26 protein-coding genes and 2 pseudogenes are annotated in these 23225 nt (G+C 40.4%); 19 read left to right on the forward strand and 9 right to left on the reverse strand.

What is annotated here, in order from left to right; genetic code table 11:
- Positions 1–139 precede the first annotated feature (139 nt).
- The 3 genes from NSQ16_RS09230 (at position 140) to NSQ16_RS09240 (ending at position 1882) form a co-directional block, all read left to right on the forward strand.
- Positions 140–373 carry a hypothetical protein gene (locus NSQ16_RS09230; protein WP_014476869.1) on the forward strand — a complete coding sequence of 78 codons (234 nt, stop codon included), beginning with the start codon at positions 140–142 and terminating at the stop codon, positions 371–373.
- Positions 374–652: 279 nt separating this feature from the next.
- On the forward strand, positions 653–1360 hold the full coding sequence (locus NSQ16_RS09235; protein WP_003245758.1) for a poly-gamma-glutamate hydrolase family protein: 708 nt from the start codon (positions 653–655) through the stop codon (positions 1358–1360).
- A 69-nt stretch (positions 1361–1429) separates the two neighbouring features.
- Complete coding sequence (locus NSQ16_RS09240) at positions 1430–1882, forward strand: OsmC family protein (protein ID WP_230488489.1); 453 nt, start codon at positions 1430–1432, stop codon at positions 1880–1882.
- A gap of 13 nt (positions 1883–1895) precedes the next feature.
- On the opposite strand, the gene ebrB is transcribed toward NSQ16_RS09240, so the two are convergent.
- The 3 genes from ebrB to NSQ16_RS09255 all read right to left on the reverse strand — a co-directional run bounded on the left by ebrB (position 1896) and on the right by NSQ16_RS09255 (position 2997).
- Complete coding sequence (ebrB, locus tag NSQ16_RS09245; RefSeq protein ID WP_014476870.1) at positions 1896–2249, reverse strand: multidrug efflux SMR transporter subunit EbrB; 354 nt, start codon at positions 2247–2249, stop codon at positions 1896–1898.
- 13 nt (positions 2250–2262) lie between these two features.
- On the reverse strand, positions 2263–2580 hold the full coding sequence (ebrA, locus tag NSQ16_RS09250) for a multidrug efflux SMR transporter subunit EbrA (RefSeq protein ID WP_230488488.1): 318 nt from the start codon (positions 2578–2580) through the stop codon (positions 2263–2265).
- A gap of 135 nt (positions 2581–2715) precedes the next feature.
- Positions 2716–2997 (reverse strand): hypothetical protein, encoded by a 282-nt coding sequence (locus tag NSQ16_RS09255; RefSeq protein WP_015715926.1) that lies wholly within the window; start codon positions 2995–2997, stop codon positions 2716–2718.
- 88 nt (positions 2998–3085) lie between these two features.
- Between NSQ16_RS09255 and NSQ16_RS09260 the strand changes: the two genes are divergently transcribed.
- The 9 genes from NSQ16_RS09260 (at position 3086) to NSQ16_RS09300 (ending at position 9960) form a co-directional block, all read left to right on the forward strand.
- Positions 3086–3499 (forward strand): YmaF family protein, encoded by a 414-nt coding sequence (locus NSQ16_RS09260; protein ID WP_003231769.1) that lies wholly within the window; start codon positions 3086–3088, stop codon positions 3497–3499.
- 99 nt (positions 3500–3598) lie between these two features.
- Positions 3599–4543, forward strand: coding sequence for a tRNA (adenosine(37)-N6)-dimethylallyltransferase MiaA (miaA, locus tag NSQ16_RS09265; protein ID WP_069837521.1), 945 nt, complete (start codon positions 3599–3601; stop codon positions 4541–4543).
- A gap of 39 nt (positions 4544–4582) precedes the next feature.
- Positions 4583–4804, forward strand: a complete 222-nt coding sequence (gene hfq / locus NSQ16_RS09270; RefSeq protein WP_003221097.1) for an RNA chaperone Hfq — start codon at positions 4583–4585, stop codon at positions 4802–4804.
- A gap of 196 nt (positions 4805–5000) precedes the next feature.
- Positions 5001–5273: a YmzC family protein gene (locus NSQ16_RS09275; RefSeq protein ID WP_003231763.1), complete on the forward strand. Its 273-nt coding sequence runs from the start codon at positions 5001–5003 to the stop codon at positions 5271–5273.
- 81 nt (positions 5274–5354) lie between these two features.
- Positions 5355–5585: a hypothetical protein gene (locus tag NSQ16_RS09280; protein ID WP_003245262.1), complete on the forward strand. Its 231-nt coding sequence runs from the start codon at positions 5355–5357 to the stop codon at positions 5583–5585.
- Between the two features lie 243 nt (positions 5586–5828).
- Positions 5829–6221, forward strand: coding sequence for a class Ib ribonucleoside-diphosphate reductase assembly flavoprotein NrdI (nrdI, locus tag NSQ16_RS09285; RefSeq protein ID WP_003231758.1), 393 nt, complete (start codon positions 5829–5831; stop codon positions 6219–6221).
- The gene (gene nrdE, locus NSQ16_RS09290) at positions 6181–8283 is read left to right on the forward strand and encodes a class 1b ribonucleoside-diphosphate reductase subunit alpha (protein ID WP_014479842.1); all 2103 of its coding nucleotides are present in this window, start codon (positions 6181–6183) and stop codon (positions 8281–8283) included. Before nrdI ends, nrdE begins: the two co-directional genes overlap by 41 nt.
- Positions 8284–8300: 17 nt before the next feature.
- Complete coding sequence (nrdF, locus tag NSQ16_RS09295) at positions 8301–9290, forward strand: class 1b ribonucleoside-diphosphate reductase subunit beta (protein WP_003231754.1); 990 nt, start codon at positions 8301–8303, stop codon at positions 9288–9290.
- A gap of 49 nt (positions 9291–9339) precedes the next feature.
- On the forward strand, positions 9340–9960 hold the full coding sequence (locus NSQ16_RS09300) for a hypothetical protein (protein ID WP_046664231.1): 621 nt from the start codon (positions 9340–9342) through the stop codon (positions 9958–9960).
- A gap of 63 nt (positions 9961–10023) precedes the next feature.
- Here NSQ16_RS09300 and cwlC read toward each other — a convergent pair whose 3' ends face one another.
- Entirely contained in the window at positions 10024–10791 is a 768-nt protein-coding gene (gene cwlC / locus NSQ16_RS09305) for a sporulation-specific N-acetylmuramoyl-L-alanine amidase (RefSeq protein WP_046664233.1), read from the reverse strand.
- A gap of 640 nt (positions 10792–11431) precedes the next feature.
- Here cwlC and spoVK point away from each other — a divergent pair.
- The 5 genes from spoVK (at position 11432) to glnA (ending at position 16988) form a co-directional block, all read left to right on the forward strand.
- On the forward strand, positions 11432–12400 hold the full coding sequence (gene spoVK / locus NSQ16_RS09310; RefSeq protein ID WP_003231746.1) for a stage V sporulation protein K: 969 nt from the start codon (positions 11432–11434) through the stop codon (positions 12398–12400).
- A gap of 132 nt (positions 12401–12532) precedes the next feature.
- The gene (hflX, locus tag NSQ16_RS09315) at positions 12533–13795 is read left to right on the forward strand and encodes a GTPase HflX (protein ID WP_230488487.1); all 1263 of its coding nucleotides are present in this window, start codon (positions 12533–12535) and stop codon (positions 13793–13795) included.
- A 17-nt stretch (positions 13796–13812) separates the two neighbouring features.
- Positions 13813–15078, forward strand: a complete 1266-nt coding sequence (locus tag NSQ16_RS09320; protein ID WP_230488486.1) for an aminotransferase class I/II-fold pyridoxal phosphate-dependent enzyme — start codon at positions 13813–13815, stop codon at positions 15076–15078.
- A gap of 109 nt (positions 15079–15187) precedes the next feature.
- Positions 15188–15595, forward strand: a complete 408-nt coding sequence (gene glnR / locus NSQ16_RS09325; RefSeq protein WP_003238341.1) for a transcriptional repressor GlnR — start codon at positions 15188–15190, stop codon at positions 15593–15595.
- A gap of 58 nt (positions 15596–15653) precedes the next feature.
- Entirely contained in the window at positions 15654–16988 is a 1335-nt protein-coding gene (glnA, locus tag NSQ16_RS09330) for a type I glutamate--ammonia ligase (RefSeq protein WP_003231737.1), read from the forward strand.
- 112 nt (positions 16989–17100) lie between these two features.
- Here glnA and NSQ16_RS09335 read toward each other — a convergent pair.
- Both NSQ16_RS09335 and NSQ16_RS09340 read right to left on the reverse strand, forming a co-directional pair.
- Positions 17101–17322 (reverse strand): annotated as a pseudogene (locus NSQ16_RS09335) (tyrosine-type recombinase/integrase); the annotation flags it as partial.
- Positions 17323–17653: 331 nt separating this feature from the next.
- A complete protein-coding gene (locus NSQ16_RS09340) occupies positions 17654–18019 on the reverse strand; it encodes a hypothetical protein (RefSeq protein WP_133953838.1) in 366 nt (121 codons plus the stop codon).
- Positions 18020–18215: 196 nt separating this feature from the next.
- Here NSQ16_RS09340 and NSQ16_RS09345 point away from each other — a divergent pair, with 196 nt between their 5' ends.
- Entirely contained in the window at positions 18216–18596 is a 381-nt protein-coding gene (locus NSQ16_RS09345; RefSeq protein ID WP_133953839.1) for a hypothetical protein, read from the forward strand.
- Between the two features lie 63 nt (positions 18597–18659).
- On the opposite strand, the gene NSQ16_RS09350 is transcribed toward NSQ16_RS09345, so the two are convergent.
- The 3 genes and pseudogenes from NSQ16_RS09350 to NSQ16_RS09360 form a co-directional block, all read right to left on the reverse strand.
- Entirely contained in the window at positions 18660–18944 is a 285-nt protein-coding gene (locus tag NSQ16_RS09350; protein WP_128480790.1) for a hypothetical protein, read from the reverse strand.
- A 130-nt stretch (positions 18945–19074) separates the two neighbouring features.
- A complete protein-coding gene (locus NSQ16_RS09355; RefSeq protein WP_230488484.1) occupies positions 19075–19386 on the reverse strand; it encodes a hypothetical protein in 312 nt (103 codons plus the stop codon).
- 100 nt (positions 19387–19486) lie between these two features.
- Positions 19487–20661: pseudogene (locus NSQ16_RS09360) on the reverse strand (T7SS effector LXG polymorphic toxin); the annotation flags it as partial.
- Positions 20662–20872: 211 nt separating this feature from the next.
- Here NSQ16_RS09360 and NSQ16_RS09365 point away from each other — a divergent pair.
- Positions 20873–22627: a DUF262 domain-containing protein gene (locus NSQ16_RS09365; protein WP_164906409.1), complete on the forward strand. Its 1755-nt coding sequence runs from the start codon at positions 20873–20875 to the stop codon at positions 22625–22627.
- Positions 22628–23225 lie beyond the last annotated feature (598 nt).

Raw genomic sequence — 23225 nt, forward strand, 5'->3', positions numbered from 1 at the left:
AGACAAGAGTTTGTTTTTCTGAATCTTTCGCATTAGATACGATAGATTCAGAAGTTGAGGAAATCATTGGGGATTGAAAAAGAACATTTGTTCGTATTATAATGTGATCATATCAAACTGGGAAGGGGAGAGCAACCGTATGAATTTCTACTTGCACCGATCTTTGGAAAGCCAAATGCCAATCAGCATTATATATATGAAGAAAGACGGAACGATTAGTAAAAGAACGATTATTGTGAGACAGAAAAGCAAAACGAAAATCAAAGCATTTTGTTTTTCGAAACAACAGATCAGAACATTTTTATTGGACTCTATCCTCTCCTGTGATTTTGTGAGAACAAATAAGCAAAATCTCTATTCTGCAGGCCGGTAACAGCTGTCCGTCTCAGCAACCGGGCAGCCTGTTACTAAAACCCTCCTTAAACCTATATACATTTATTTGCCAAGTGAGGTTGTTCCTACCTTTTTTGTCTTTCCTCTCAACCTTTTTTCACTCTTATTTGAAATGAACCGCTAATAACCGTGACAATCAATTGATTTTTTGAAACCGGGAACTTTTTCACTGATGATATTGTGTATACAATGGTAAGATAAAACCTATTGGCTAAACCTCATATAATGAACCGCGCCATTCTTATGAAAGGAGTTAAACATGAGAAGATTTTTACTAAATGTCATATTAGTCTTAGCCATTGTCTTGTTCTTGAGATATGTTCATTACTCATTGGAACCTGAACCATCAAATCAGCCAGATACATATTCAAATTTCAGCAGCTTGGCAGAGAATGAGAGCCCAGCCGATTACGATATTTCATATAATGAGAAAAAAGGAAGCAAAGTCTTAATTATGTCTCCGCATGGCGGAAGAATTGAAGGCGGAGTAAGTGAGCTTGTTCGTTATTTCAATAATGAATACTCTACATACCTGTTTGAAGGGTTGAAGTCCCACGATAACCAAACGCTGCACATTACAAGCACCAACTTTGATGAGCCATTGGCAAAAAAGAAAATCAAGGAGCATCAATATGTGGTGGCTTTTCACGGATATAAAGGAGAGAACAAGAATACCCTTGTAGGGGGAACAGACCGAAAGCGGGCGAAAATGATTGTGAGAGCCCTTGAGCGGAGAGGGTTTTCCGCTGAGTTAGCGTCGTCTAAAAGCGGTCTTGCTGGATTGAATGCCGAAAACATTAATAACCAAGGGGAAACGGGGCTAAGTATCCAGCTGGAAATCAGCCGTGAGCAGAGAGAAGCATTTTTTGATGATTTTTATTATAAAAATAGAAAATACACAAAGAACAGTGAATTTTATGCTTATGTCAGTGCGATCAAAGGTGTCCTGGAAAAAGAGTATTCGTAACAAGCAGATCAGAAGACAAAATAAGAGAAGATCAGTAGACTGAAATAGGATAAAAAAGGAGGCGAAACAATGGCAGATCATCATTTTTATTTAAAAGCGAATTGGCCGGGTAACCGCAATGATGTCGGTACGATTGAAAGCGGAAACCTGATCACATCGATTTCCATTCCTAAAGAAATGGATGGCCCGGGAGAAGGGACCAACCCAGATGAAATGCTTCTCGGGGCGGCAGCGACCTGTTACATTATTACACTTGCAGCGATGATGGAGAGAAGCGGGCTGGAAAAAGAAGACTTACAGATGGAGTCAGAAGGCATTGTCGACGTCACAAAAGGAGTCTTTACATACAAAAAGATCATTCACCGTCCCTCTGTCGTGCTTAAACATGATGCTTCACAAGACGACGTCGTATTGGCGCACAAGCTTTGTAAAAAAGCGGAGTCGTCATGCATGATTTCGCGTGCAATTCAAGGAAATGTCGAGCTGCAGCTTGAAGCCTCTGTGAAACTGGGTGGAGAATAAAGAAAACAGACGGTCACTCACAGACCGTCTGTTTTTTATCTTCAGCGTGGGCTTTCGATTGATTTAGCACGACCACGCCTGCAATGACAAGCGTGAGACCGAATACACCTTTTAAACTGATGGTTTCGCCAAAAAGCAAAAACCCGACAATTGCTGTAAGCGCGGTACCAACGCCCGACCATGTTGCATACGCGCTTGATAAGTCAATTGTTTTTAAAGAAAAGCTTAGAAACGTAAAAGCAGAAAGAAATCCGACTATGACTCCGGCAATGGGCCAGGCTTGTGTAAATCCTTCTGAAAGCTTCAGCATCGTGCTCCCAAACACTTCAGATACAATGGCGAGAGCCAAATAAAGCAATCCTCTCATCTTCATCACTCCTTTACTGCCAATTAAGTAACACGACCCCTGATAGTAATAAAAGAATCCCGATAAGCCCTTTGGCATTCAGATCTTCCTTGAACCATTTTACTCCGATCACTGTCGTCAGCACCGTGCCTGCCCCGCTCCAAGTCGCATAGGAGAGGCTCAGGGGAATATGGTTTAAAGTCAGGGACAGCATATAAAAGGCGAGGGAATAGCCAATAACGACCAAAGCACTTGGCTTCCACTTTTTGAAGCCATCAGATACTTTCAGCATGGCTGCTCCTATCGATTCCGAACATATGGCAATCGTGAGGAATATATATCCTACCAACATCATGAATTCTCCTCACTATATTTTTAGATTAGAAAAAAACTTCAGCTAGAAAAATATTAGTGTATGCCTATGTATGAGTCAAGAGATTCATTTTCACACACTTAAAAAGACCCCTTTTTAAGGGGTCTTTTGCGTTTAATAATAATAAGGGAACGGGGCATACGGATAATAGGGGTATCCGCCATACAAATAAGGATTAAATAAAGCGCTTCCTATAAGCCCGCCTGCAAGGCCGCCGATAAACGGTCCTCCAAAAAATCCGAATGGCCGGCCAAAACCAAATCCATAGCCAAATCCGGGTCTTCCAAACCCGTAACCGAATCCGAAAGGTCTTCCAAACCCAAATGGTCTCCCGAATCCGAACGGCCTTCCAAATATTCTTGTATCTTCAGGGCTGAAATGCTCTAACTCGTTCATGTTTTCTTTCCTCCTGTAATAAAGTGTAGATGATGCAGTGTATTCACCCTGCCCGGATTTGATTGGGCGAATCGAGGAAAAGGAGGATGTGAACACATTGGGCCTGTATCAGTCTGACTGGTCAAAAGCACCGCCCCACGCACATGCCTATCATGTCAAAACAACGAGAGAACAGGGCCATTATCATCTCATTGAAGGGTTTACTCAGCCGGCAAACGGATCAAATACCGATCAGCATACACATTACTATACAGGGATCACTTCATTTGAAAACGGCCATTTTCATCGGTATTACGGAATCTCAGGGCCGGCGATTCCCTTAGCAGATGGCACACATTATCATGAAATCGAAGAAACGACATATCTGGCCTATAACGAGCCGATTGAGATCCAGTACGGAGGGGTTGTGTACGATCCCGGAGATGACAGAAGAAAAACGCATCGTCATACCCTGAAAGGAAAGACAAGGGAAATTGTCGGCAATGAGCCGCTCGGCTGGTAGAAGGATGTTTACCGATGCAAAAAAAGGGCAAAATGGATAGGTGGTTGTCCATGTTGAATGCTATAATGGGGGGAGATTTATAAAAGAGAGTGATACATATTGAATAATACGAAGCAGCCCGTTGTCATTTTAGTCGGACCGACGGCAGTGGGGAAAACCAATTTAAGTATTCAGCTAGCCAAATCCTTAAACGCAGAAATTATCAGCGGAGATTCGATGCAGATTTATAAAGGGATGGATATTGGAACAGCTAAAATTACCGAACAGGAGATGGAGGGAGTGCCCCATCATCTGATTGACATTTTAGATCCCCAAGACTCTTTCTCTACTGCCGATTATCAAAGCTTAGTAAGAAATAAAATCAGCGAGATTGCAAATAGAGGAAAGCTTCCGATGATTGTCGGCGGTACAGGGCTTTATATACAATCTGTGCTTTACGATTATACATTTACGGAAGAGGCAAATGATCCCGTGTTTCGAGAGAGCATGCAAATGGCCGCTGAGCGGGAAGGCGCTGACTTTCTGCATGCCAAACTTGCTGCAGCAGATCCCGAGGCAGCAGCTGCGATTCATCCGAATAATACAAGAAGAGTCATTCGCGCACTGGAAATTTTACATACGTCCGGAAAAACGATGTCCCAGCATTTGAAGGAACAAAAACGAGAACTTCTGTACAATGCAGTGTTAATTGGCCTGACAATGGATAGAGACACGCTCTACGAAAGAATTAATCAGCGGGTCGATATGATGATGGAGTCAGGCCTTCTTCCGGAAGTGAAACGCTTATACGACAAGAACGTGAGAGACTGTCAATCAATACAGGCGATAGGCTATAAAGAGCTGTATGCATATTTTGACGGTTTTGTGACACTTTCCGATGCTGTCGAACAGCTAAAGCAGAACTCGAGGCGGTATGCGAAACGCCAGCTGACGTGGTTTCGCAACAAAATGCAGGTCACATGGTTCGATATGACACCGCCTGTTGATATGGAGCTGAAAAAAAAGGAAATTTTCACACATATAGCAGGAAAACTCGAACTTTAATCGAAACTGTATGATATAGAGAATCAAGGAGGACGAAACATGAAACCGATTAATATTCAGGATCAGTTTTTGAATCAAATCCGGAAAGAAAATACGTATGTCACTGTTTTTTTGCTGAACGGCTTTCAGTTGCGGGGCCAGGTGAAAGGCTTTGATAACTTTACCGTATTGTTGGAATCGGAAGGTAAGCAGCAGCTTATATATAAACATGCGATCTCAACGTTTGCGCCGCAAAAAAACGTCCAGCTTGAACTCGAATAGATCAAAAAATGCCATGTCAAGACATGAGGAAAGGCTGCCGGGGGTTCCCGGCGGCCATTTTTAACATGAATCCACTTTTGCTCCAAGCTTTTTGTGTAAGCTGACCATGCCAAGGCACGGTCTTTTTTTTATGAGAACAACATACGGAAGTGAAAATGGTATATTATGTATAAAATGAATTTGGGAGTGATCGACCTTGTTTGAAAGTGAAGCAGAACTGAGACGAATCAGGATTGCACTTGTATGGATAGCTGTCTTTTTACTGTTCGGGGCGTGCGGGAATCAAGATACCATTATTGAAACAAACAGCGGCAATTCAGACTATGAAACGCCTCAGCCCATCTCGTTTCCACTTGAACATAACCATTTTGGCGTGATGGAGGACGGCTATATCAAAATTTATGAGTATAATGAGTCCCGCAATGAGGTAAAGCTGAAGAAAGAATACGCGGATGATGAGCTTGAATAAAATTCACAAGCATTCGAATTTACAAAGCGGATGCCAGCCGCTAAACTAAATACAGACACAGATCAAACAGAGGGTGAAAACATGAAGCATAAAGTGATCGTGAATCATTGGGAAGAAATTTGCGAAGATGATTCTTGCTATGAATACGGAACAAGTATCATTGTGAACGGAAAAGAATTAATCAGAGAAGCGTCAATTATCACTGCTTTGAAGGCGGTTTTAGAAGAGATCGGCGCGGATGTTGAAATAGAAGAAACAGTAGAGAGCGAAAAATGCTGTGATAGCTTAAGAAAAAAAAATCTAGACTACTAAGCAGTTTTTTTTCATGTTATGATATACATCGGCTAAAAAACGACACCCCGAGTAGGACGAGAGATGATTCTCGTTCTGCTCTCTTTTTTGGGCCCTAATGAGTCTGCCCATTTGCCTGATTTGATCAAAATATGAATTTTTCATAAAAACGAATCTATATATTGTGTTTTTGCTAGAGGGTAGTATACTATATATAGTGTTAGTGATGAGAGATTCATATTTTTTGATAGGTCGTGATAAAACGTGGTACAAATCATATTTGATTCGAAAACAGGGAATGTTCAGCGGTTTGTGAATAAAACAGGCTTTCAGCAGATACGCAAGGTGGACGAAATGGACCACGTGGACACTCCGTTTGTTTTGGTCACCTACACGACAAACTTCGGCCAGGTACCGGCATCAACACAATCATTTCTCGAAAAATACGCCCATCTCTTATTAGGAGTCGCTGCGAGCGGCAACAAAGTATGGGGCGATAACTTTGCAAAAAGCGCCGATACCATTTCAAGACAATATCAGGTGCCGATCTTGCACAAATTTGAACTCAGCGGCACATCTAAAGACGTTGAATTGTTTACTCAGGAGGTAGAAAGAGTTGTCACAAAATCAAGTGCCAAAATGGATCCAGTTAAATAACGAAATCATGATCCAAAAAGATGGAAAATTCCAGTTTGATAAGGATAAAGAGGCTGTACATAGCTATTTTGTAGATTATATCAATCAAAACACAGTCTTCTTTCACGATTTAAAAGAGAAGCTGGATTATTTGGTTGAAAACCAATACTACGAAGAGGAATTCTTAAGCCTTTATTCTTTTGAAGACATTAAAGAAGTGTTTAAGACAGCTTACGCTAAGAAGTTTCGTTTTCCTTCCTTCATGAGTGCGTTTAAATTCTATAATGACTATGCTTTGAAAACGAATGACAAGAAAAAAATCCTCGAGCGTTATGAGGACCGGATCTCAATTGTTGCGCTGTTCTTCGCTAACGGCGACACTGAGAAAGCAAAAGAATATGTAAACCTGATGATCAATCAAGAATATCAGCCGAGCACACCGACATTTCTGAACGCCGGCAGAAAACGCCGCGGTGAACTTGTGAGCTGCTTCTTGCTGGAAGTCAATGATTCCTTAAATGACATTTCAAGAGCGATCGATATCTCCATGCAGCTTTCTAAGCTTGGCGGCGGGGTTTCTCTTAACCTGTCCAAGCTTCGCGCGAAAGGTGAAGCCATTAAAGATGTTGAGAATGCGACAAAAGGCGTTGTAGGCGTCATGAAGCTTCTTGATAACGCGTTCCGTTACGCTGACCAAATGGGACAAAGACAAGGGTCCGGCGCGGCGTATTTAAACATTTTCCACCGCGATATCAATGATTTTCTTGATACGAAAAAGATTTCTGCGGATGAAGATGTGCGCGTCAAAACGCTTTCGATCGGTGTTGTCATTCCGGATAAGTTCGTTGAGCTTGCACGCGAGGACAAAGCGGCTTATGTATTCTATCCGCACACGATTTATAAAGAGTACGGCCAGCACATGGATGAGATGGACATGAACGAAATGTACGACAAGTTTGTCGACAACCCTCGGGTGAAAAAGGAAAAAATCAACCCGCGGAAACTGCTTGAAAAATTGGCGATGCTTCGTTCTGAATCAGGCTATCCATACATCATGTTCCAAGATAACGTCAATAAAGTGCATGCGAATAACCATATTTCCAAGGTCAAATTTTCTAACCTTTGCTCTGAAGTGCTGCAGGCATCTCAAGTTTCTTCATACACAGACTATGATGAAGAAGATGAAATCGGTCTGGATATTTCCTGCAACCTGGGTTCGCTTAACATTCTCAATGTCATGGAGCATAAATCAATCGAAAAGACAGTCAAGCTTGCGACAGACTCTTTAACACACGTTTCTGAAACAACTGACATCCGTAATGCGCCTGCTGTAAGACGGGCAAACAAAGCGATGAAGTCAATCGGCCTCGGTGCTATGAACCTTCACGGCTACCTTGCGCAAAACGGCATTGCGTATGAAAGTCCGGAAGCGCGTGACTTTGCAAACACGTTCTTTATGATGGTGAACTTCTACTCCATCCAGCGTTCTGCGGAAATCGCAAAAGAGAAGGGTGAAACGTTTGATCAATATGAAGGCTCAACCTATGCGACAGGTGAATACTTTGACAAATACGTTTCTACTGATTTCTCACCGAAATATGAAAAAATCGCTAATCTGTTTGAGGGTATGCATATCCCGACGACAGAGGACTGGAAAAAGCTAAAAGCATTTGTGGCTGAACACGGTATGTATCACAGCTACAGATTATGCATTGCGCCGACAGGCTCTATCTCATACGTCCAATCAAGTACGGCGTCTGTTATGCCGATTATGGAACGGATTGAAGAACGAACATACGGCAACTCAAAAACGTACTACCCAATGCCTGGGCTTGCATCTAATAACTGGTTCTTCTATAAAGAAGCCTACGATATGGACATGTTCAAGGTTGTTGATATGATCGCCACTATCCAGCAGCACATTGATCAGGGAATCAGCTTTACATTGTTCTTAAAAGACACAATGACGACCCGTGATTTAAACCGAATCGATCTGTATGCACATCATAGAGGTATTAAAACCATTTACTATGCAAGAACGAAAGATACTGGGCAAGACAGCTGCCTTTCTTGTGTTGTTTGATTAAAGGAGAGTTTATAGTGACAAAAATTTATGACGCAGCAAACTGGTCAAAGCATGAAGACGATTTTACCCAAATGTTCTATAACCAAAACGTGAAACAGTTCTGGCTTCCTGAAGAGATTGCTTTAAACGGCGATCTCCTCACATGGAAGTACCTCGGAAAAAATGAGCAGGATACTTATATGAAGGTACTGGCCGGACTTACGCTTCTTGATACAGAGCAGGGGAATACGGGGATGCCGATCGTGGCTGAACACGTAGATGGCCACCAGCGGAAAGCGGTGCTGAACTTCATGGCGATGATGGAGAACGCTGTCCATGCGAAGTCGTACTCTAATATTTTCATGACCCTTGCACCGACTGAAACGATCAATGAAGTATTTGAATGGGTTAAACAAAATAAATATTTGCAGAAAAAAGCGCAAATGATTGTCGGGCTTTACAAAGCCATTCAAAAAGATGATGAAATTTCACTGTTCAAAGCGATGGTTGCTTCCGTTTATCTGGAAAGCTTCCTTTTCTACAGCGGTTTCTATTATCCGTTATATTTCTACGGACAAGGAAAACTGATGCAAAGCGGTGAGATCATTAACCTGATCCTTCGTGACGAAGCGATTCACGGCGTGTATGTCGGTCTCCTTGCTCAGGAAATTTATAATAAACAGACAGAAGAGAAAAAAGCAGAGCTTCGTGAATTTGCGATTGACCTTCTGAATCAGTTATATGAAAATGAGCTTGAATATACAGAGGATTTGTACGATCAAGTCGGACTCTCACACGATGTAAAGAAATTCATCCGCTATAATGCGAATAAAGCGCTGATGAATCTTGGATTTGATCCATACTTCGAAGAGGAAGATATTAATCCGATCGTATTAAACGGATTAAACACAAAAACAAAATCGCATGACTTCTTCTCTATGAAGGGGAATGGCTATAAAAAAGCGACAGTTGAGCCGCTCAAAGATGATGACTTTTATTTTGAAGATGAAAAAGAGCAGATATAATATCTGCTCTTTTCGGCTTGAAGGTTCAAATGAGGAGGACGCAGTACCCATGGGAAAAATGGACGAAATGATTTTAGTTGCCCCGCGCGATGATGTGTTTAAGAAAGAAAGCTTAACCTTCCAGGGCGTATACAGTGAAGATAGCAGAGTAGCAGAAATCATGGCTCAGATTGAAGCGGCCTATCGTGAAATGAGAAGAGGGGACGCAGAAGAAGATACGCGTTTCAAGCAGCCGATACCTTATGTCGTCATTAAGCGTGAAGATGAAGTTTTTCTTTACGAGCGGCTGGCTGGCGGCGGTGAATCGCGTCTGCACAACAAGCTTTCTCTCGGCTTTGGCGGCCATATGAACGCCATCGAAGGGGCAGCTTCATTTGCTGAAGTCTTAAAGCTGAACACAGACCGTGAGCTTGAGGAAGAACTGCAAATAAATGAAGAAGATAAACAGGCGATTGTCACACTGGGATTGATCAATGATGATGAAAACAGTGTTGGCAAAGTGCATATTGGTATTCTTTCTGCGCTTCAATTAAAGCCTGGGGCACAAGTGGAAGTGAAGGAGAAAGAACAAATTGCGGGTAAATGGATGAAAGTTTCTGAATTAAAACAGGAAGACATCTACAACCGTCTGGAAACATGGTCACAGTTTGTTGTTGATATTCTTGAATAAAAAAACCCGGTTTCTCGCGATGAGGAGCCGGGTTTTTTTATGAGACGCTCGTCCCCGTCTCGGCTATGATTCTAGGATCACAATAGCGTCAAAGCCGGCATTTTTCGCTCTGGCAGCGAGGGTGTCTGCATTGTCTTTGGATGAAAATGCGCCAATCTGCACTTTGTATAATCCGTCCTTTAAAAGGACAATCGAGTCAAAACCTTTGGCTTCGGCTTTACTTGCAAGCGAGTCGGCATTCGCTTTGACTTTAAATGCGCCGCTTTGAACCTTATATAACCCTGAGCTGGAAGTCTTTTTAAGGTTAAAGGCTTGCTCCAGCCCCTTTGCATGTCCTCTCGCTAAGCTTTGAATAAAACTGCTCGTTTTCAGCTTATTTGCATCGGCAACGGTATCAATGAAGCCGTTCTCGGTCAAGAGGGCAGGCATTGCCGACTCCCTTAGGACGTGGAAGTTCGCTGTTTTTTTGCCGCGATCGGCAAAGTCGACAGCTTGTATCACTTCAGAGTGAATTGTCGATTGATAAGTCGTCGTCGGAGCTCCTACACCTGGATAAATATAGCTTTCAAAACCTGTGCCTCCCCCGGAATTAACGTGAATGGACAAAAAGAAATCTGCTCCCCAGTTATTTGCGGCATTTGTCCGGTCGTTTAAGCTGACATATTGGTCGCTTGTCCGGCTCAGCAGCAAAGAAACGTCTTCATATTCATTAGTTAATATCGTACGTAAGGCTAAAGCGATTTGCAGGGTTAACGTTTTTTCCTGAAGGCCATTACCTGTTGCGCCTGGATCAGACCCGCCATGGCCAGGATCAATAAAAATTTTAACCATTTTTCATCACCTCATTACAGGATATGAAAAAACACGGCTTCTGCTTGTACGATTATCATTCAACTGAAAAATGAGGAAATAACCCTTTCACATCCGGAAATTATTTCTCGGGAAAGCGCACAATTCAACATGAAGCGACAACAGATACGGTCTGAAATGAAATCTGTGCATACGCCATATGTTTGTATGTACTATGGGTTCGGTTAACCTGCACTGATTCCTGCTGGTTTTAAGCTTTGCGTTCATATTAAATCAAGCATTTAAAACGTAAATTGATGAGAAAAGCTCCTTTCAATAAAGACACCACTTTATAAATCGAAAAAAAGAAAAACACTTCAGGTATCTTAGGGCGGGTAATACGCTTCGTACAAAAAACAGCCCGTTGCATGAAAAAAGGATTGGCGAATGGAGAAAATAATGAAAAAGAAGTTCACCATAATACTCTGACAAAATGATTAAAAACAAAATCTCATGGTTTGTCCACCCCATGTCCGTGAATACAATAAGAAATAAAGTATTTCTCGGGAAAGCGCAGGATTCCTTATTGTTCCCGAAAAAAGCAATTGTTTCGACACATGATAGGCGTTTGTCACAATCGGCATCCGCTTGAATATCATATAGAGAGAACAGAGAGGTGAAGATGTTGGAGCGCGCTGTGACTTATAAAAACAACGGACAGATCAACATTATTCTGAACGGGCAAAAGCAGGTACTGACGAATGCTGAGGCAGAGGCGGAATATCAGGCTGCATTGCAAAAAAACGAAGCAAAGCACGGCATTTTGAAGGAAATCGAAAAAGAGATGAGCGCATTAGTTGGGATGGAGGAAATGAAACGCAACATCAAGGAAATATACGCCTGGATTTTTGTGAACCAAAAACGCGCGGAGCAAGGCTTGAAGGTTGGAAAGCAAGCGCTGCACATGATGTTTAAAGGAAATCCGGGAACGGGAAAAACGACGGTTGCACGGCTCATCGGCAAGCTGTTCTTTGAAATGAATGTCCTGTCAAAAGGCCACTTAATAGAAGCGGAGCGGGCTGACCTGGTCGGGGAGTATATCGGACACACCGCCCAAAAGACGAGAGATTTAATCAAAAAGTCATTAGGTGGCATTTTGTTTATAGACGAAGCCTACTCGCTGGCAAGAGGCGGCGAAAAGGACTTTGGGAAAGAAGCGATCGACACACTTGTAAAGCATATGGAAGACAAACAGCATGAGTTTATTTTGATACTCGCCGGATATTCACGGGAAATGGATCATTTTCTCTCGTTAAATCCCGGTCTCCAATCAAGATTTCCCATCTCCATTGATTTTCCGGATTACTCTGTGACACAGCTCATGGAGATTGCGAAACGAATGATCGATGAAAGGGAATACCAGCTCAGTCAAGAAGCTGAATGGAAATTGAAAGATTACTTAATGACAGTGAAAAGCACGACAAGTCCCATTAAATTCAGCAATGGACGTTTTGTCAGAAATGTGATCGAAAAATCGATCAGAGCACAAGCCATGAGGCTTTTAATGGGAGACCAATACTTAAAAAGCGACTTGATGACCATCAAAAGCCAAGATCTTTCCATTAAAGAAGAAGCATCTGGATCTGCATAGACCTCTCAGTTTTTGAGAGGTCTGTTTTTTGCTCGTATTTCCGCTTTTCAAAGCAATCGATTTGTGGTATACACATGCAGGGTTTGGTATGATAATACTACTGCCCAATATGCAAAAGAAAGGAACATCCATTTGAACGAACAAGAAACGATTCAGGAGAAAGCCATTTTAGTCGGATGTCAGCTGCCGCATATCACGGATGAGCATTTTGAAAATTCTATGGAAGAGCTAGCATCTCTGACAAAAACAGCAGACGGAAAAGTACTGACCAGCGTCACACAAAAACGGAACAGGGCTGACGCCGCTACATATATAGGAAAAGGGAAGGTAGAAGAGCTGAAGGCACTGGTGGAAGAGCTTGAAGCTGATCTCCTCATCTTTAATGATGAACTGTCGCCAAGTCAGCTGAAGTCATTGGCAACAGCAATTGAAGTGAAGATGATTGACCGCACGCAATTGATATTAGATATTTTTGCAAAGCGGGCGAGAACGAGAGAAGGCAAACTTCAAATTGAGCTGGCTCAGCTGCAATATGCACTGCCGCGTCTGACGGGACAAGGGATCAATCTCTCCCGGCAAGGCGGAGGAATTGGGGCAAGAGGTCCCGGGGAAACGAAACTGGAAACCGACCGCCGCCATATCAGAAATCGCATTCATGAAATCAACACACAGCTTTCAACTGTCATTCGCCATAGAAGCCGATACCGTGAAAGAAGAAAGAAAAACGGTGTGCTTCAAATTGCGCTTGTCGGCTATACAAACGCAGGGAAATCAACATGGTTCAACCGCCTGACGAGTGCTGACAGCTATGAAGAAGATCTCCTGTTTGCCACGCTGGACCCGATGACCAGAAAAATGGTCCTGCCAAGCGGCTACAGTGTTCTTCTTTCAGATACAGTAGGATTTATTCAGGATCTTCCGACGACATTGATTGCTGCATTCCGCTCAACGCTTGAGGAAGTAAAAGAAGCGGATTTGATCCTGCATTTAATTGATTCTTCAAATGAGGATTATGCGGGACATGAAAAAACAGTGCTTCGGCTTCTCGAGGAGCTTGAAGCAGATGATATCCCGATGCTGACGGCTTACAATAAACGTGATCAAAAACTGCCTGATTTTATACCGTCCGCCGGAAGGGATCACATTATGGTCAGTGCGAAATTTGAGGACGACGCTGCAGCCTTTAAAGAAGCGATTCAGCGCTATTTGCGCCAAGAACTGTTAACGTCTTTTGAAGCACATGTGCCGGCAAGTGAAGGGAGGCTCCTTTCCAGAATCAAATCGGAAACGATGGTAGACCGCTTCTATTTTAATGAAGAAAATGAACAGTATGACATATCCGGCTATGTCCAAGAAGAGCAAAGTATCATCGGTGAATTAAAGAAGTATATGTAGGAAGGAAATATAAAGACATGTTTGACACATTAACACACGGAGAATTATTGAAGAAAACGGCAATGGAAGTGGAAGCGGACATTGCCGGCATTCATAAACAAATAGAAGAAATCAGCGAGCGAAATGAGTGGAGAGTGCTTCAAAGCTATAGAAAACACAAAGTAAGCGACACTCATTTCACGCCGTCTACTGGATACGGCTATGATGATATCGGAAGAGACACGCTTGAAAGCATATATGCGGATGTGTTTGGCGGAGAAGCGGGGCTTGTAAGGCCGCAAATCATTTCAGGCACACATGCCATCTCGATTGCTTTGTTTGGTGTCCTCAGACCGGGGGACGAGCTCCTTTATATCACGGGCAAGCCGTATGATACACTCGAGGAAATTGTGGGCGTCAGGGGTGGAGAAAACGCTGGTTCGTTAAAGGATTTTCAAATCAGCTATAATGCGGTTGATCTGACGAAAGACGGAAAGATAGACTATGATGCAGTCGCCGCTGCGATCAATCCGAAGACAAAAGTAATCGGCATTCAGCGCTCAAAAGGATATGCGAATCGCCCTTCTTTCTTAATTAGTGAAATAAAAGAAATGATCCGTTTTGTAAAAGAAATCAATGAAAACCTGATCGTCTTTGTGGACAACTGTTACGGAGAATTTGTGGAAGAGCTTGAGCCTTGCCATGTCGGAGCCGATCTGATGGCGGGATCTCTCATTAAAAATCCCGGCGGCGGCCTTGCGAAAACAGGCGGCTACCTCGTCGGAAAAGCGAAATGGATTGAAGCTTGCTCATACCGTATGACGTCACCAGGCATCGGCAGAGAAGCGGGGGCATCTCTTTACTCGCTCCAAGAAATGTACCAAGGCTTCTTTTTGGCGCCTCACGTTGTGTCTCAAAGTTTAAAGGGAGCGGTGTTTACAGCGAGATTCCTTGAAAAACTGGGCTTCACTTCAAACCCGAAATGGGATGCGAAAAGAACGGATTTGATACAATCCGTTGAGTTTTCTGACAGAGAAAAGATGATTGCTTTTTGCCAGGCTATTCAATACGCATCGCCAATCAATGCTCATGTGACGCCTTATCCAGCCTACATGCCGGGATACGAAGATGATGTCATTATGGCAGCAGGCACGTTTATTCAAGGAGCAAGCATCGAATTATCAGCTGATGGCCCTATCCGCCCGCCGTATGTAGCGTATGTTCAGGGAGGATTAACCTATTCGCATGTGAAGAATGCCATATGCAGTGCAGTGGATTCATTGATGGAAAAGCAATTAATTTAAATTTTTTAAAAATTTCTCTGGATTTGATGTTAAGAATCCTTACATCGTATTGACACATAATATAACATCACCTATAATGAAACTAAGTTAAGAAAAGGAGGAAATTGAGATGAGTGATAATATTCGCCGCTCAATGCCTTTATTTCCAATAGGAATTGTCATGCAGTTAACTGAGTTATCAGCAAGACAAATTCGATATTATGAGGAAAATGGACTGATATTTCCAGCCAGAAGTGAAGGGAATAGACGATTATTTTCATTTCATGATGTAGATAAACTGTTAGAAATCAAGCACCTGATAGAACAAGGTGTAAACATGGCAGGAATTAAACAGATTCTGGCGAAAGCCGAAGCTGAGCCAGAGCAAAAACAAAACGAGAAGACGAAAAAACCAATGAAACATGATCTGTCCGATGACGAACTGAGACAGCTCCTGAAAAACGAGCTCATGCAAGCCGGCCGTTTTCAAAGAGGGAATACATTCCGTCAAGGCGACATGTCCCGCTTCTTTCATTAATCCGTTAGCAACTGTTTTGCTATATACATTTACCTTTTAAGAGGAGGAATTTTACCAAATGGCAAAGTACACTAGAGAAGATATCGAAAAATTAGTAAAAGAAGAAAACGTGAAGTATATCCGTCTTCAATTTACTGACATTCTTGGAACAATCAAGAATGTTGAGATTCCTGTAAGCCAGCTTGGAAAAGCGCTTGATAATAAAGTCATGTTTGACGGTTCTTCTATTGAGGGATTCGTTCGTATCGAAGAGTCAGACATGTACCTGTATCCAGATCTAAATACATTTGTTATCTTCCCATGGACAGCTGAAAAAGGTAAAGTAGCACGTTTCATCTGTGATATTTATAATCCGGATGGCACACCTTTCGAAGGTGACCCGCGAAACAACTTAAAACGGATTCTGAAAGAAATGGAAGACCTCGGCTTCAGTGATTTTAACCTTGGACCTGAGCCTGAATTCTTCTTATTCAAATTGGACGAAAAAGGCGAGCCAACGCTTGAACTAAACGACAAAGGCGGATATTTCGACTTAGCTCCAACTGATTTAGGAGAAAACTGCCGCCGCGATATCGTACTTGAGCTTGAAGAGATGGGCTTTGAAATCGAAGCGTCTCACCACGAAGTAGCACCTGGTCAGCACGAAATCGACTTTAAATATGCTGGAGCAGTCCGCTCTTGTGATGACATCCAAACATTTAAACTAGTTGTTAAAACAATTGCCCGTAAACACGGCCTGCATGCAACATTTATGCCAAAACCATTGTTCGGTGTGAACGGTTCAGGTATGCACTGCAATCTATCACTCTTCAAAAATGGTGTTAACGCATTCTTTGACGAAAACGCAGATCTTCAGTTAAGTGAAACAGCGAAACACTTCATTGCAGGTATCGTGAAGCACGCAACAAGCTTTACAGCAGTAACAAACCCGACAGTAAACTCATACAAACGTCTTGTTCCTGGCTATGAAGCACCTTGCTATGTAGCATGGAGCGCGCAAAACAGAAGCCCGCTTATCCGTATCCCGGCTTCTCGCGGCATCAGCACACGTGTTGAAGTACGCAGCGTAGACCCAGCTGCAAACCCATACCTAGCACTTAGCGTATTGCTTGCTGCAGGATTAGACGGAATCAAAAACAAACTGGAAGCGCCGGCTCCAATCGACCGCAACATCTATGTGATGAGCAAAGAAGAGCGCATGGAAAACGGAATCGTTGACCTTCCAGCAACACTTGCGGAAGCGCTAGAAGAATTCAAATCAAACGAAGTCATGGTCAAAGCGCTGGGCGAGCACCTATTCGAACACTTCATCGAAGCAAAAGAAATCGAATGGGATATGTTCCGCACGCAAGTACATCCTTGGGAACGCGAACAGTATATGTCTCAGTATTAATCTTTCAATCCCTTGGCACTATTGGTGTCAAGGGATTTTTTGATTTTGATTAATAGAATGAGAAATTAGCATTTTTGGTCAATGACCAAATTATGACCAAAAATATTTGAAGTTAGAAATCTAACTCTAAAATTGACGAAACATAATTCTCGTAATTCTTAATTCGGTTTTGGTCAAGTTTTTTACTTACATGGGAATAAACATCGGCGGTTACCATCATACTTTTATGACCCAAGCGCTCTTGAATATATTTCATGTCTGCACCTGATTCTAAAAGTAATACAGCATCCGTGTGCCGCAATGCATGGATTGGCATTTTATCAATGTTTGCTCGTTAATAAAAAAGCCCTTCCCGATTGAGAGGGCTTTTTCTTATTTAATAGAAACGTGATGTGTGTACCAGTTTCCGGTTGCAGTGAATCGTAATTCCATATGGCCGTGGCGGTTACCTCCATACTTTACAAACGTGTAATCAGAATTGGCGATTGCATCCTTAGCCGTTTTATCAATGTTTGCAATTTTCTTGGAAGTGATTTTACCATTCCAGCCAGCAAAACCTGAAGCAGAAGCGCTTGGCGGACTTTCCCACTTTGTTATTTTCTTTCCATATTCGTATGAATAGTTGTCACTTACTCGAATATCATATAATTTTATCCCTGTAAACTTTACAGCGTAATAGCCACTTGCAGTTTTATTTTGGGTGCCTGTGTTTTTATCTTTTCCATTCCCATATCTGTACTGACGCCCATTTCCACAGTGAAACCATTACCGAGATCAATTTCTTGATATGGATGATCCTTGCTAACATGCATACTGTTTAAAGCCTTATTCACTTCTTTTACAGTTGGGATTTTCTCAGATGAAAGGGTTCTCAAGTTTTTTTGTTTTGTTATCTCGTGAAAGATCGCCTTATCAATAATCAGATCAGAATTCTTGTCCACTTTTTCGGCAGCATTTGCACTTTGAAGACTAAACAGAGATGAAAAACTCAAAGCTAGGGCAAAAACAACACCAACAAATAACTTTTTCATTTTATCCCTCCTTAATGTTTTCGTCACCATCTTATTGTAATGTATAATATTGGTAAAATAGACGAAAGTAACAAATGATGCTATTGATTAAGTATTAGGCTTCGAAGGAACGGGAAAATTGAAAAGTAAATGAATGGTTTTACCCATTTAAACAACCTTATAACACGTGTATATTGGATTGTAGGGGAGGGGTATCATGGTCAAAATCATAATGGCTTTTGTTTATCTATTTGGCTTCGTTGTGTTAAGCAATTGGGCTTTCGACGGAATATTTTCAGAGAACTATTTTTCGCCAATCGGTTTCCTTTGGTCTATTTTATTTACATTTTTCACAGGGGTTTATACCGGCTTGCCTTTGATCTACAAAAAGTTTACTCAATCAAACCGTTTGACTTTCAAAAGTAAAAAGCCGATTTATTTTACTATCGGTACAACTGTTATTCTCTTTGGGCTTTATTTTCTCAAAAACGAAATCGCCCCCTATTTGATGCTATGTGGTTATTTTTTATCTCTGGCATCAGGTATAGCCCTGACCATTTTATTACAGCCTAAAACCAACAACTGTAAAACAGTATAACCAACAAGAAATAATAAAAAGCCCGTCTCATAAGGCGGGCTTTATATAATCAATATGTGCTTTTTATCTCCATCTCCAATTTATTTCGTTGTCATCCTCGTAAATACCTGGCAATGAAATACCTACTCTTTTTTGCTTGTCATCAACAATAAACCAATTATCATCGTCTATTAATTCATCGTCAAATTTTTCAATTGCAGAGGGAACATCTTCATCCACCACGGCCCTAAAGAAGTCTTTGAATTTTTCCATCTTCTCATTAGGAATGATTTTCCCATAAGCCCAAGGACCCTCTATTGTTGTCCCTTCTATTTTACCTAAACACTCATCTTGATAATAAAGAAACATAAGCATCACTCCTTAGGAAATATCTTGAGATATTCTTTTCTTATCTCGCCTTTAACAAAATACTCGGTATCTCTATTTGTCCATTTGAGAGCTTTCTTTTTCCAATTGTCTGTCTGTTTCGTATCATTTTTTATAAGCTCTCAATTTGTTTTGGATTCAGGATGGCAACTCCTTTTAATTCTCCGGAACGTATAGCTTTTCGAAGAGCAGATATGTCCAATTCAATTGTATAATCCCCATAACCTTTTGCAATCTTTTTGTTAATTGTAAAACTGGTATATGGACTATTAGACTTTCCGCCTCTTCTATATCCTCCTAGGATATGTTCAGTTACAGTTACCTGACGTCCTTTATACATTCCACTTTTATTTGCGGGTACGAGGTTCCCGGTCTCAGGCGATATATAAGATTTACCGATGCCATTTGGTCTTTTTGTTTGCATAAGGAAAATTTTCACCTCTATACAAGTTAGAAGGTTTCCCGGCACCTGAATTTACTTTTAACACTTTACCTGCACCAATCATTCCTATTGGAGCAAGTGAGGCAAGCGCATTGTTAAAGCTGTTTTCGCGTCTCTCCTCGGAAACCTTATTTCCGAACATGTCTCGTCCGATTATTGCTTCACTAAAACCATTCGCTGACGCAAGACCGTATAGTCCTTTACTGGAGTTTTGAAGGGCAGGGAATGTCTTAGGTGTTTTATAGATATCAAGCGCTTTGTCTGCCCTATAAATGGCTTTGCTCGTTGAGTAGACAGCCTTTCCGCCTTTGGCTAATTTTCCGGCCCAGCCAACTATAGGGATGTAGCCGGCCGCAGCCATTGCGCCAGCCGCCACCCGTTGCCCATCAGTTAATTTTTCACCGGTGACTGGATCGACGCCATCAGCAGCTCTCTTATAATCATAATATCCGGAGACTTCCCCTGTAAAATTACAAACAACATCCCACGTCTTTTCGTACCATGGTCTATTTGCAAACTCTTCATGTTCTTTTGCAATCCTTCTTTGTTCGGCCTGTTGATCTTTAAAGGAGATATAACTCAGTCGATTGTTTTTTTACATCCTCAGTCATCTTGTGGACTTCACTGTCCCTATAAGCTTTTGCATTATAGTGTATAGGAGAGGCGTTTTCCTTTTGCTGTAGCGTTCATGAGTGCTTGGTAATCAGCCTGAATCATTTGCTCATTTGCTTCTGAGAGGGCGTATTCTGATGTCAGATTCCCATCAACTTCACTTATCTTCTCGACTGCATTTTTGCGTTTTTTCTCAGCAGAGGATAACTCATTTTTAAAATCTTCTGTTGAAAAAACATCTAAAGGAAGGACATCGTGTATTTCATTTAAGATGTCTTTGATGGCCTTTTTCTGTTCTGACATGATGGCTTTGGATTTAGAATTAGCATTGGCCAACTCATGCTCTAGGAAGGATTCTTCTATGTAGGCATCTGATAAGCTGGCGTCTTCCAAGATACCAGGATTACTCGTTAAAAAAGATATTTTCATCTCAATTAGATCAATCCACTGGTCTGCAATGCCGGCCTGATCTTCATAAAATGATTTGATGTTATTGGCACCTTTACCTGAAAACTTGCTATCATCTAAATCAGCGACAGCTTTAAATGCTTTCTTTAATTTGGCCATTTTACTTTTTAAATCTTTGTATTCTTTTGCACGGTTTTCAGCTTCTGAAAGTAGTGTTTTGGCTTCAAATACCTTCATGATCATATCCTTTCTTGCGATCTTCTCAAGAAGATAGAAATATTTAAGAAAAACCCTGAATGTTTATAAATCGATAAAATACTCAATTTGAACTAGAACAATTTGTTATTTAAATATACTCAAAAATTTCATATAAATAAATAGTCCTGATATAATTAATTAGACAACATATTTAATTATAAAACTAATAATATTAACTCAGGAGGAAATGATGAAGATAACTCCAACAACTTTGAGCATTAATCAATTAATGGGTGGTAGTGAACAATTTATAATTCCAGCTTATCAAAGAAGATATTCATGGGGAGAAAAACAATGGATGGATTTGTTTCTTGATATACAGTTACTAAATCAGGGCGATTCACATTTGTTAGGTACTATTCTTTGTTTGACTAAGGAGCATACTGCTGGAATTAACAAGTTAGAACTCGTTGATGGGCAGCAAAGGACAACAACAATAACTATTCTATTAAAGGCTCTTTCTGATAAATTTAACGAATTACAGGAAAAAGAAGTCCATAAAGAAATCGAAGCATTATTATATTGTAAAGGTATCGATCGAAAGTTAAAACGCAAAGTAATATTAGGTGATTTAGATAATCCAGATTATGAAAAGTTAATGAGCAAATACGATTTAGATTCTATAAAAAATAAGAAATTTGTTGAAGCGTATAATTTCTTTTTAGAAAAGTTTAATACTTTTTCTTTAACTGAGTTATTAGAGTTTCATTATAATTTAGTAAACAATACATATACAATACGATTAGATGTAGCAAATGCTAAAGACGCCTACAAGCTATTTGAAACTATAAATAATCGCGGTCTAAGTCTTAGCCCAACAGATATAATTAAAAATTTTCTTCTTGGGCATTCTTCATTAATTTGTGATGAAACATTAGAGAGAGTGAAAGGATATTGGACAGAGTTAATAACTAATCTGGACGGTATTAAAACTGACGATTTCTTTAGGCAATATCTTTCCAGTATATTAAGAAGAAAAATAACAGGCTCGAATATCATTGAAGAATTCAAAAAATATTATTTTAAAAGTGTGATTGAAGCAGAGAGTCTAAATGAATATAGTCAGTATGAAGAATACGTTGAAGATGATGATGAGGACTTAGACAGCCAGATACATGAAGAAAGTGAGACTGAACAAAAAGTCTCCATTATAGATTTCGCAAAAAAACTACGTGATGCTTCTAAAATATATGGACAAATAAGAAATCAATCATTTTTGAATAAAGGCATAAACAGACACTTGAAAAACCTAACAAAGATAAAATCGTTCCCTTCTTATATTTTTCTACTCAACTTATTTGAGAGGAAAATAGAAGATGCTAAAAAAATAGAAATATTAAAAATAATTGAGACTTTTATGCTTAGAAGACATGTATGTGAATATAGAACAGGTGAGCTTGATACAATTTTTGCTCGTTTAGTTAGTGTAGAAGATGAGGGAATTATAAGCAGTGTTAAAGAACGACTTTTGAAAGACTTACCGTCTGACAATGAATTTAGAGAAAAATTTTCAAAATATAGCTTTAAAGGAAATGAGAATAGAGCTAAGTATGTTCTTGAGGGTTTTGAATATGATTTAATTAAAGACCAAGGTGAATATACTTTAAGTTATGGGCATGATCTTCACCTAGAGCACATTATTCCTCAAAAAATCACTACAAAAAAAGCAAAAGAAGAGTTTGGGGATTGGGAAGAGTATTTAGGATCGAATGCTAAAGAAATGCATAAAGAATACGTTAACGTGATTGGAAATCTTACACTCATTGCTAAATCTTTAAATATTATAGCCTCTAATAATCCTTTTGAAGAAAAGGTCAAAGAGTATAAAAAGTCAAATATCCAAATAACAAAAAAAATAAGTGAGTTATCAGAGTTTAAATTTCAAGAAGTGGAAAAACGGTCAAAAGAGCTTTCTAATAAGGCTGTTAAATTATGGTGCTTTTAAAACACTATAGTTTAGTCAAAATGCAATCTTTTTGCACAAATTTTGCACCATAATAGATAAGAACCTTATTAAATCAAAGGTTTTTGAAGGGTTGTAGACTCCCTCCTAGGTAGTAAGCATATTATTCATAAAACATGCTTTTGACCAAAATTAAGACCAAAATTTGACCAAAAAAATTAACTAATCATACTTAATGTATTACAAATCTAAACGAATGAATTTGCTGAAACGCTTGATAAGTAAGGGTTTTGATTGTTATAGATTAGCTCTTTTATCTAAAGAATCATGTTTAGAACGCAAGTAATCCTTGGGAACGCGAACAGTATATGTCTCAGTATTAATCTCTCAATCCCTTGGCACTATTGGTGTCGGGGGTATTTTTATGTTAATAGGTAATAAATTATGGAGTGGCACTGCTAAAAGCAGGTCGCTTTTATATGTCACTAATAAAACTATGTACTAAATTTTCAAGTAGGAAAATAATTTTATGCTTAAGGAAAGCAATACGCATAAATAATTCGACAAACTCTGTGATAATTCCATTGTTCAATACTTCTACCAGCAATAATAAGATGAGTAAGGTAGATGTTTATCATTG

Origin of the sequence: Bacillus sp. PS108, from assembly GCF_037963335.1 — a bacterium.
Classification (GTDB): Bacteria; Bacillota; Bacilli; order Bacillales; family Bacillaceae; genus Bacillus; species Bacillus subtilis.

What these genes read in the sequence shown, in the direction of transcription:
- NSQ16_RS09280 (WP_003245262.1), top strand. Translation starts at nt 5,355, where the DNA reads ATGAAGCATAAAGTGATCGTGAATCATTGGGAAGAAATTTGCGAAGAT.
- NSQ16_RS09300 (WP_046664231.1), top strand. Translation starts at nt 9,340, where the DNA reads ATGGGAAAAATGGACGAAATGATTTTAGTTGCCCCGCGCGATGATGTG.
- NSQ16_RS09355 (WP_230488484.1), bottom strand. Translation starts at nt 19,386, where the DNA reads ATGCAAACAAAAAGACCAAATGGCATCGGTAAATCTTATATATCGCCT.
- glnR (WP_003238341.1), top strand. Translation starts at nt 15,188, where the DNA reads ATGAGTGATAATATTCGCCGCTCAATGCCTTTATTTCCAATAGGAATT.
- NSQ16_RS09350 (WP_128480790.1), bottom strand. Translation starts at nt 18,944, where the DNA reads ATGTTTCTTTATTATCAAGATGAGTGTTTAGGTAAAATAGAAGGGACA.
- NSQ16_RS09365 (WP_164906409.1), top strand. Translation starts at nt 20,873, where the DNA reads ATGAAGATAACTCCAACAACTTTGAGCATTAATCAATTAATGGGTGGT.
- NSQ16_RS09235 (WP_003245758.1), top strand. Translation starts at nt 653, where the DNA reads ATGAGAAGATTTTTACTAAATGTCATATTAGTCTTAGCCATTGTCTTG.
- hfq (WP_003221097.1), top strand. Translation starts at nt 4,583, where the DNA reads ATGAAACCGATTAATATTCAGGATCAGTTTTTGAATCAAATCCGGAAA.
- NSQ16_RS09255 (WP_015715926.1), bottom strand. Translation starts at nt 2,997, where the DNA reads ATGAACGAGTTAGAGCATTTCAGCCCTGAAGATACAAGAATATTTGGA.
- cwlC (WP_046664233.1), bottom strand. Translation starts at nt 10,791, where the DNA reads ATGGTTAAAATTTTTATTGATCCTGGCCATGGCGGGTCTGATCCAGGC.
- NSQ16_RS09240 (WP_230488489.1), top strand. Translation starts at nt 1,430, where the DNA reads ATGGCAGATCATCATTTTTATTTAAAAGCGAATTGGCCGGGTAACCGC.
- NSQ16_RS09340 (WP_133953838.1), bottom strand. Translation starts at nt 18,019, where the DNA reads ATGAAAAAGTTATTTGTTGGTGTTGTTTTTGCCCTAGCTTTGAGTTTT.
- ebrB (WP_014476870.1), bottom strand. Translation starts at nt 2,249, where the DNA reads ATGAGAGGATTGCTTTATTTGGCTCTCGCCATTGTATCTGAAGTGTTT.
- glnA (WP_003231737.1), top strand. Translation starts at nt 15,654, where the DNA reads ATGGCAAAGTACACTAGAGAAGATATCGAAAAATTAGTAAAAGAAGAA.
- ebrA (WP_230488488.1), bottom strand. Translation starts at nt 2,580, where the DNA reads ATGTTGGTAGGATATATATTCCTCACGATTGCCATATGTTCGGAATCG.
- NSQ16_RS09320 (WP_230488486.1), top strand. Translation starts at nt 13,813, where the DNA reads ATGTTTGACACATTAACACACGGAGAATTATTGAAGAAAACGGCAATG.
- spoVK (WP_003231746.1), top strand. Translation starts at nt 11,432, where the DNA reads ATGTTGGAGCGCGCTGTGACTTATAAAAACAACGGACAGATCAACATT.
- NSQ16_RS09230 (WP_014476869.1), top strand. Translation starts at nt 140, where the DNA reads ATGAATTTCTACTTGCACCGATCTTTGGAAAGCCAAATGCCAATCAGC.
- NSQ16_RS09345 (WP_133953839.1), top strand. Translation starts at nt 18,216, where the DNA reads ATGGTCAAAATCATAATGGCTTTTGTTTATCTATTTGGCTTCGTTGTG.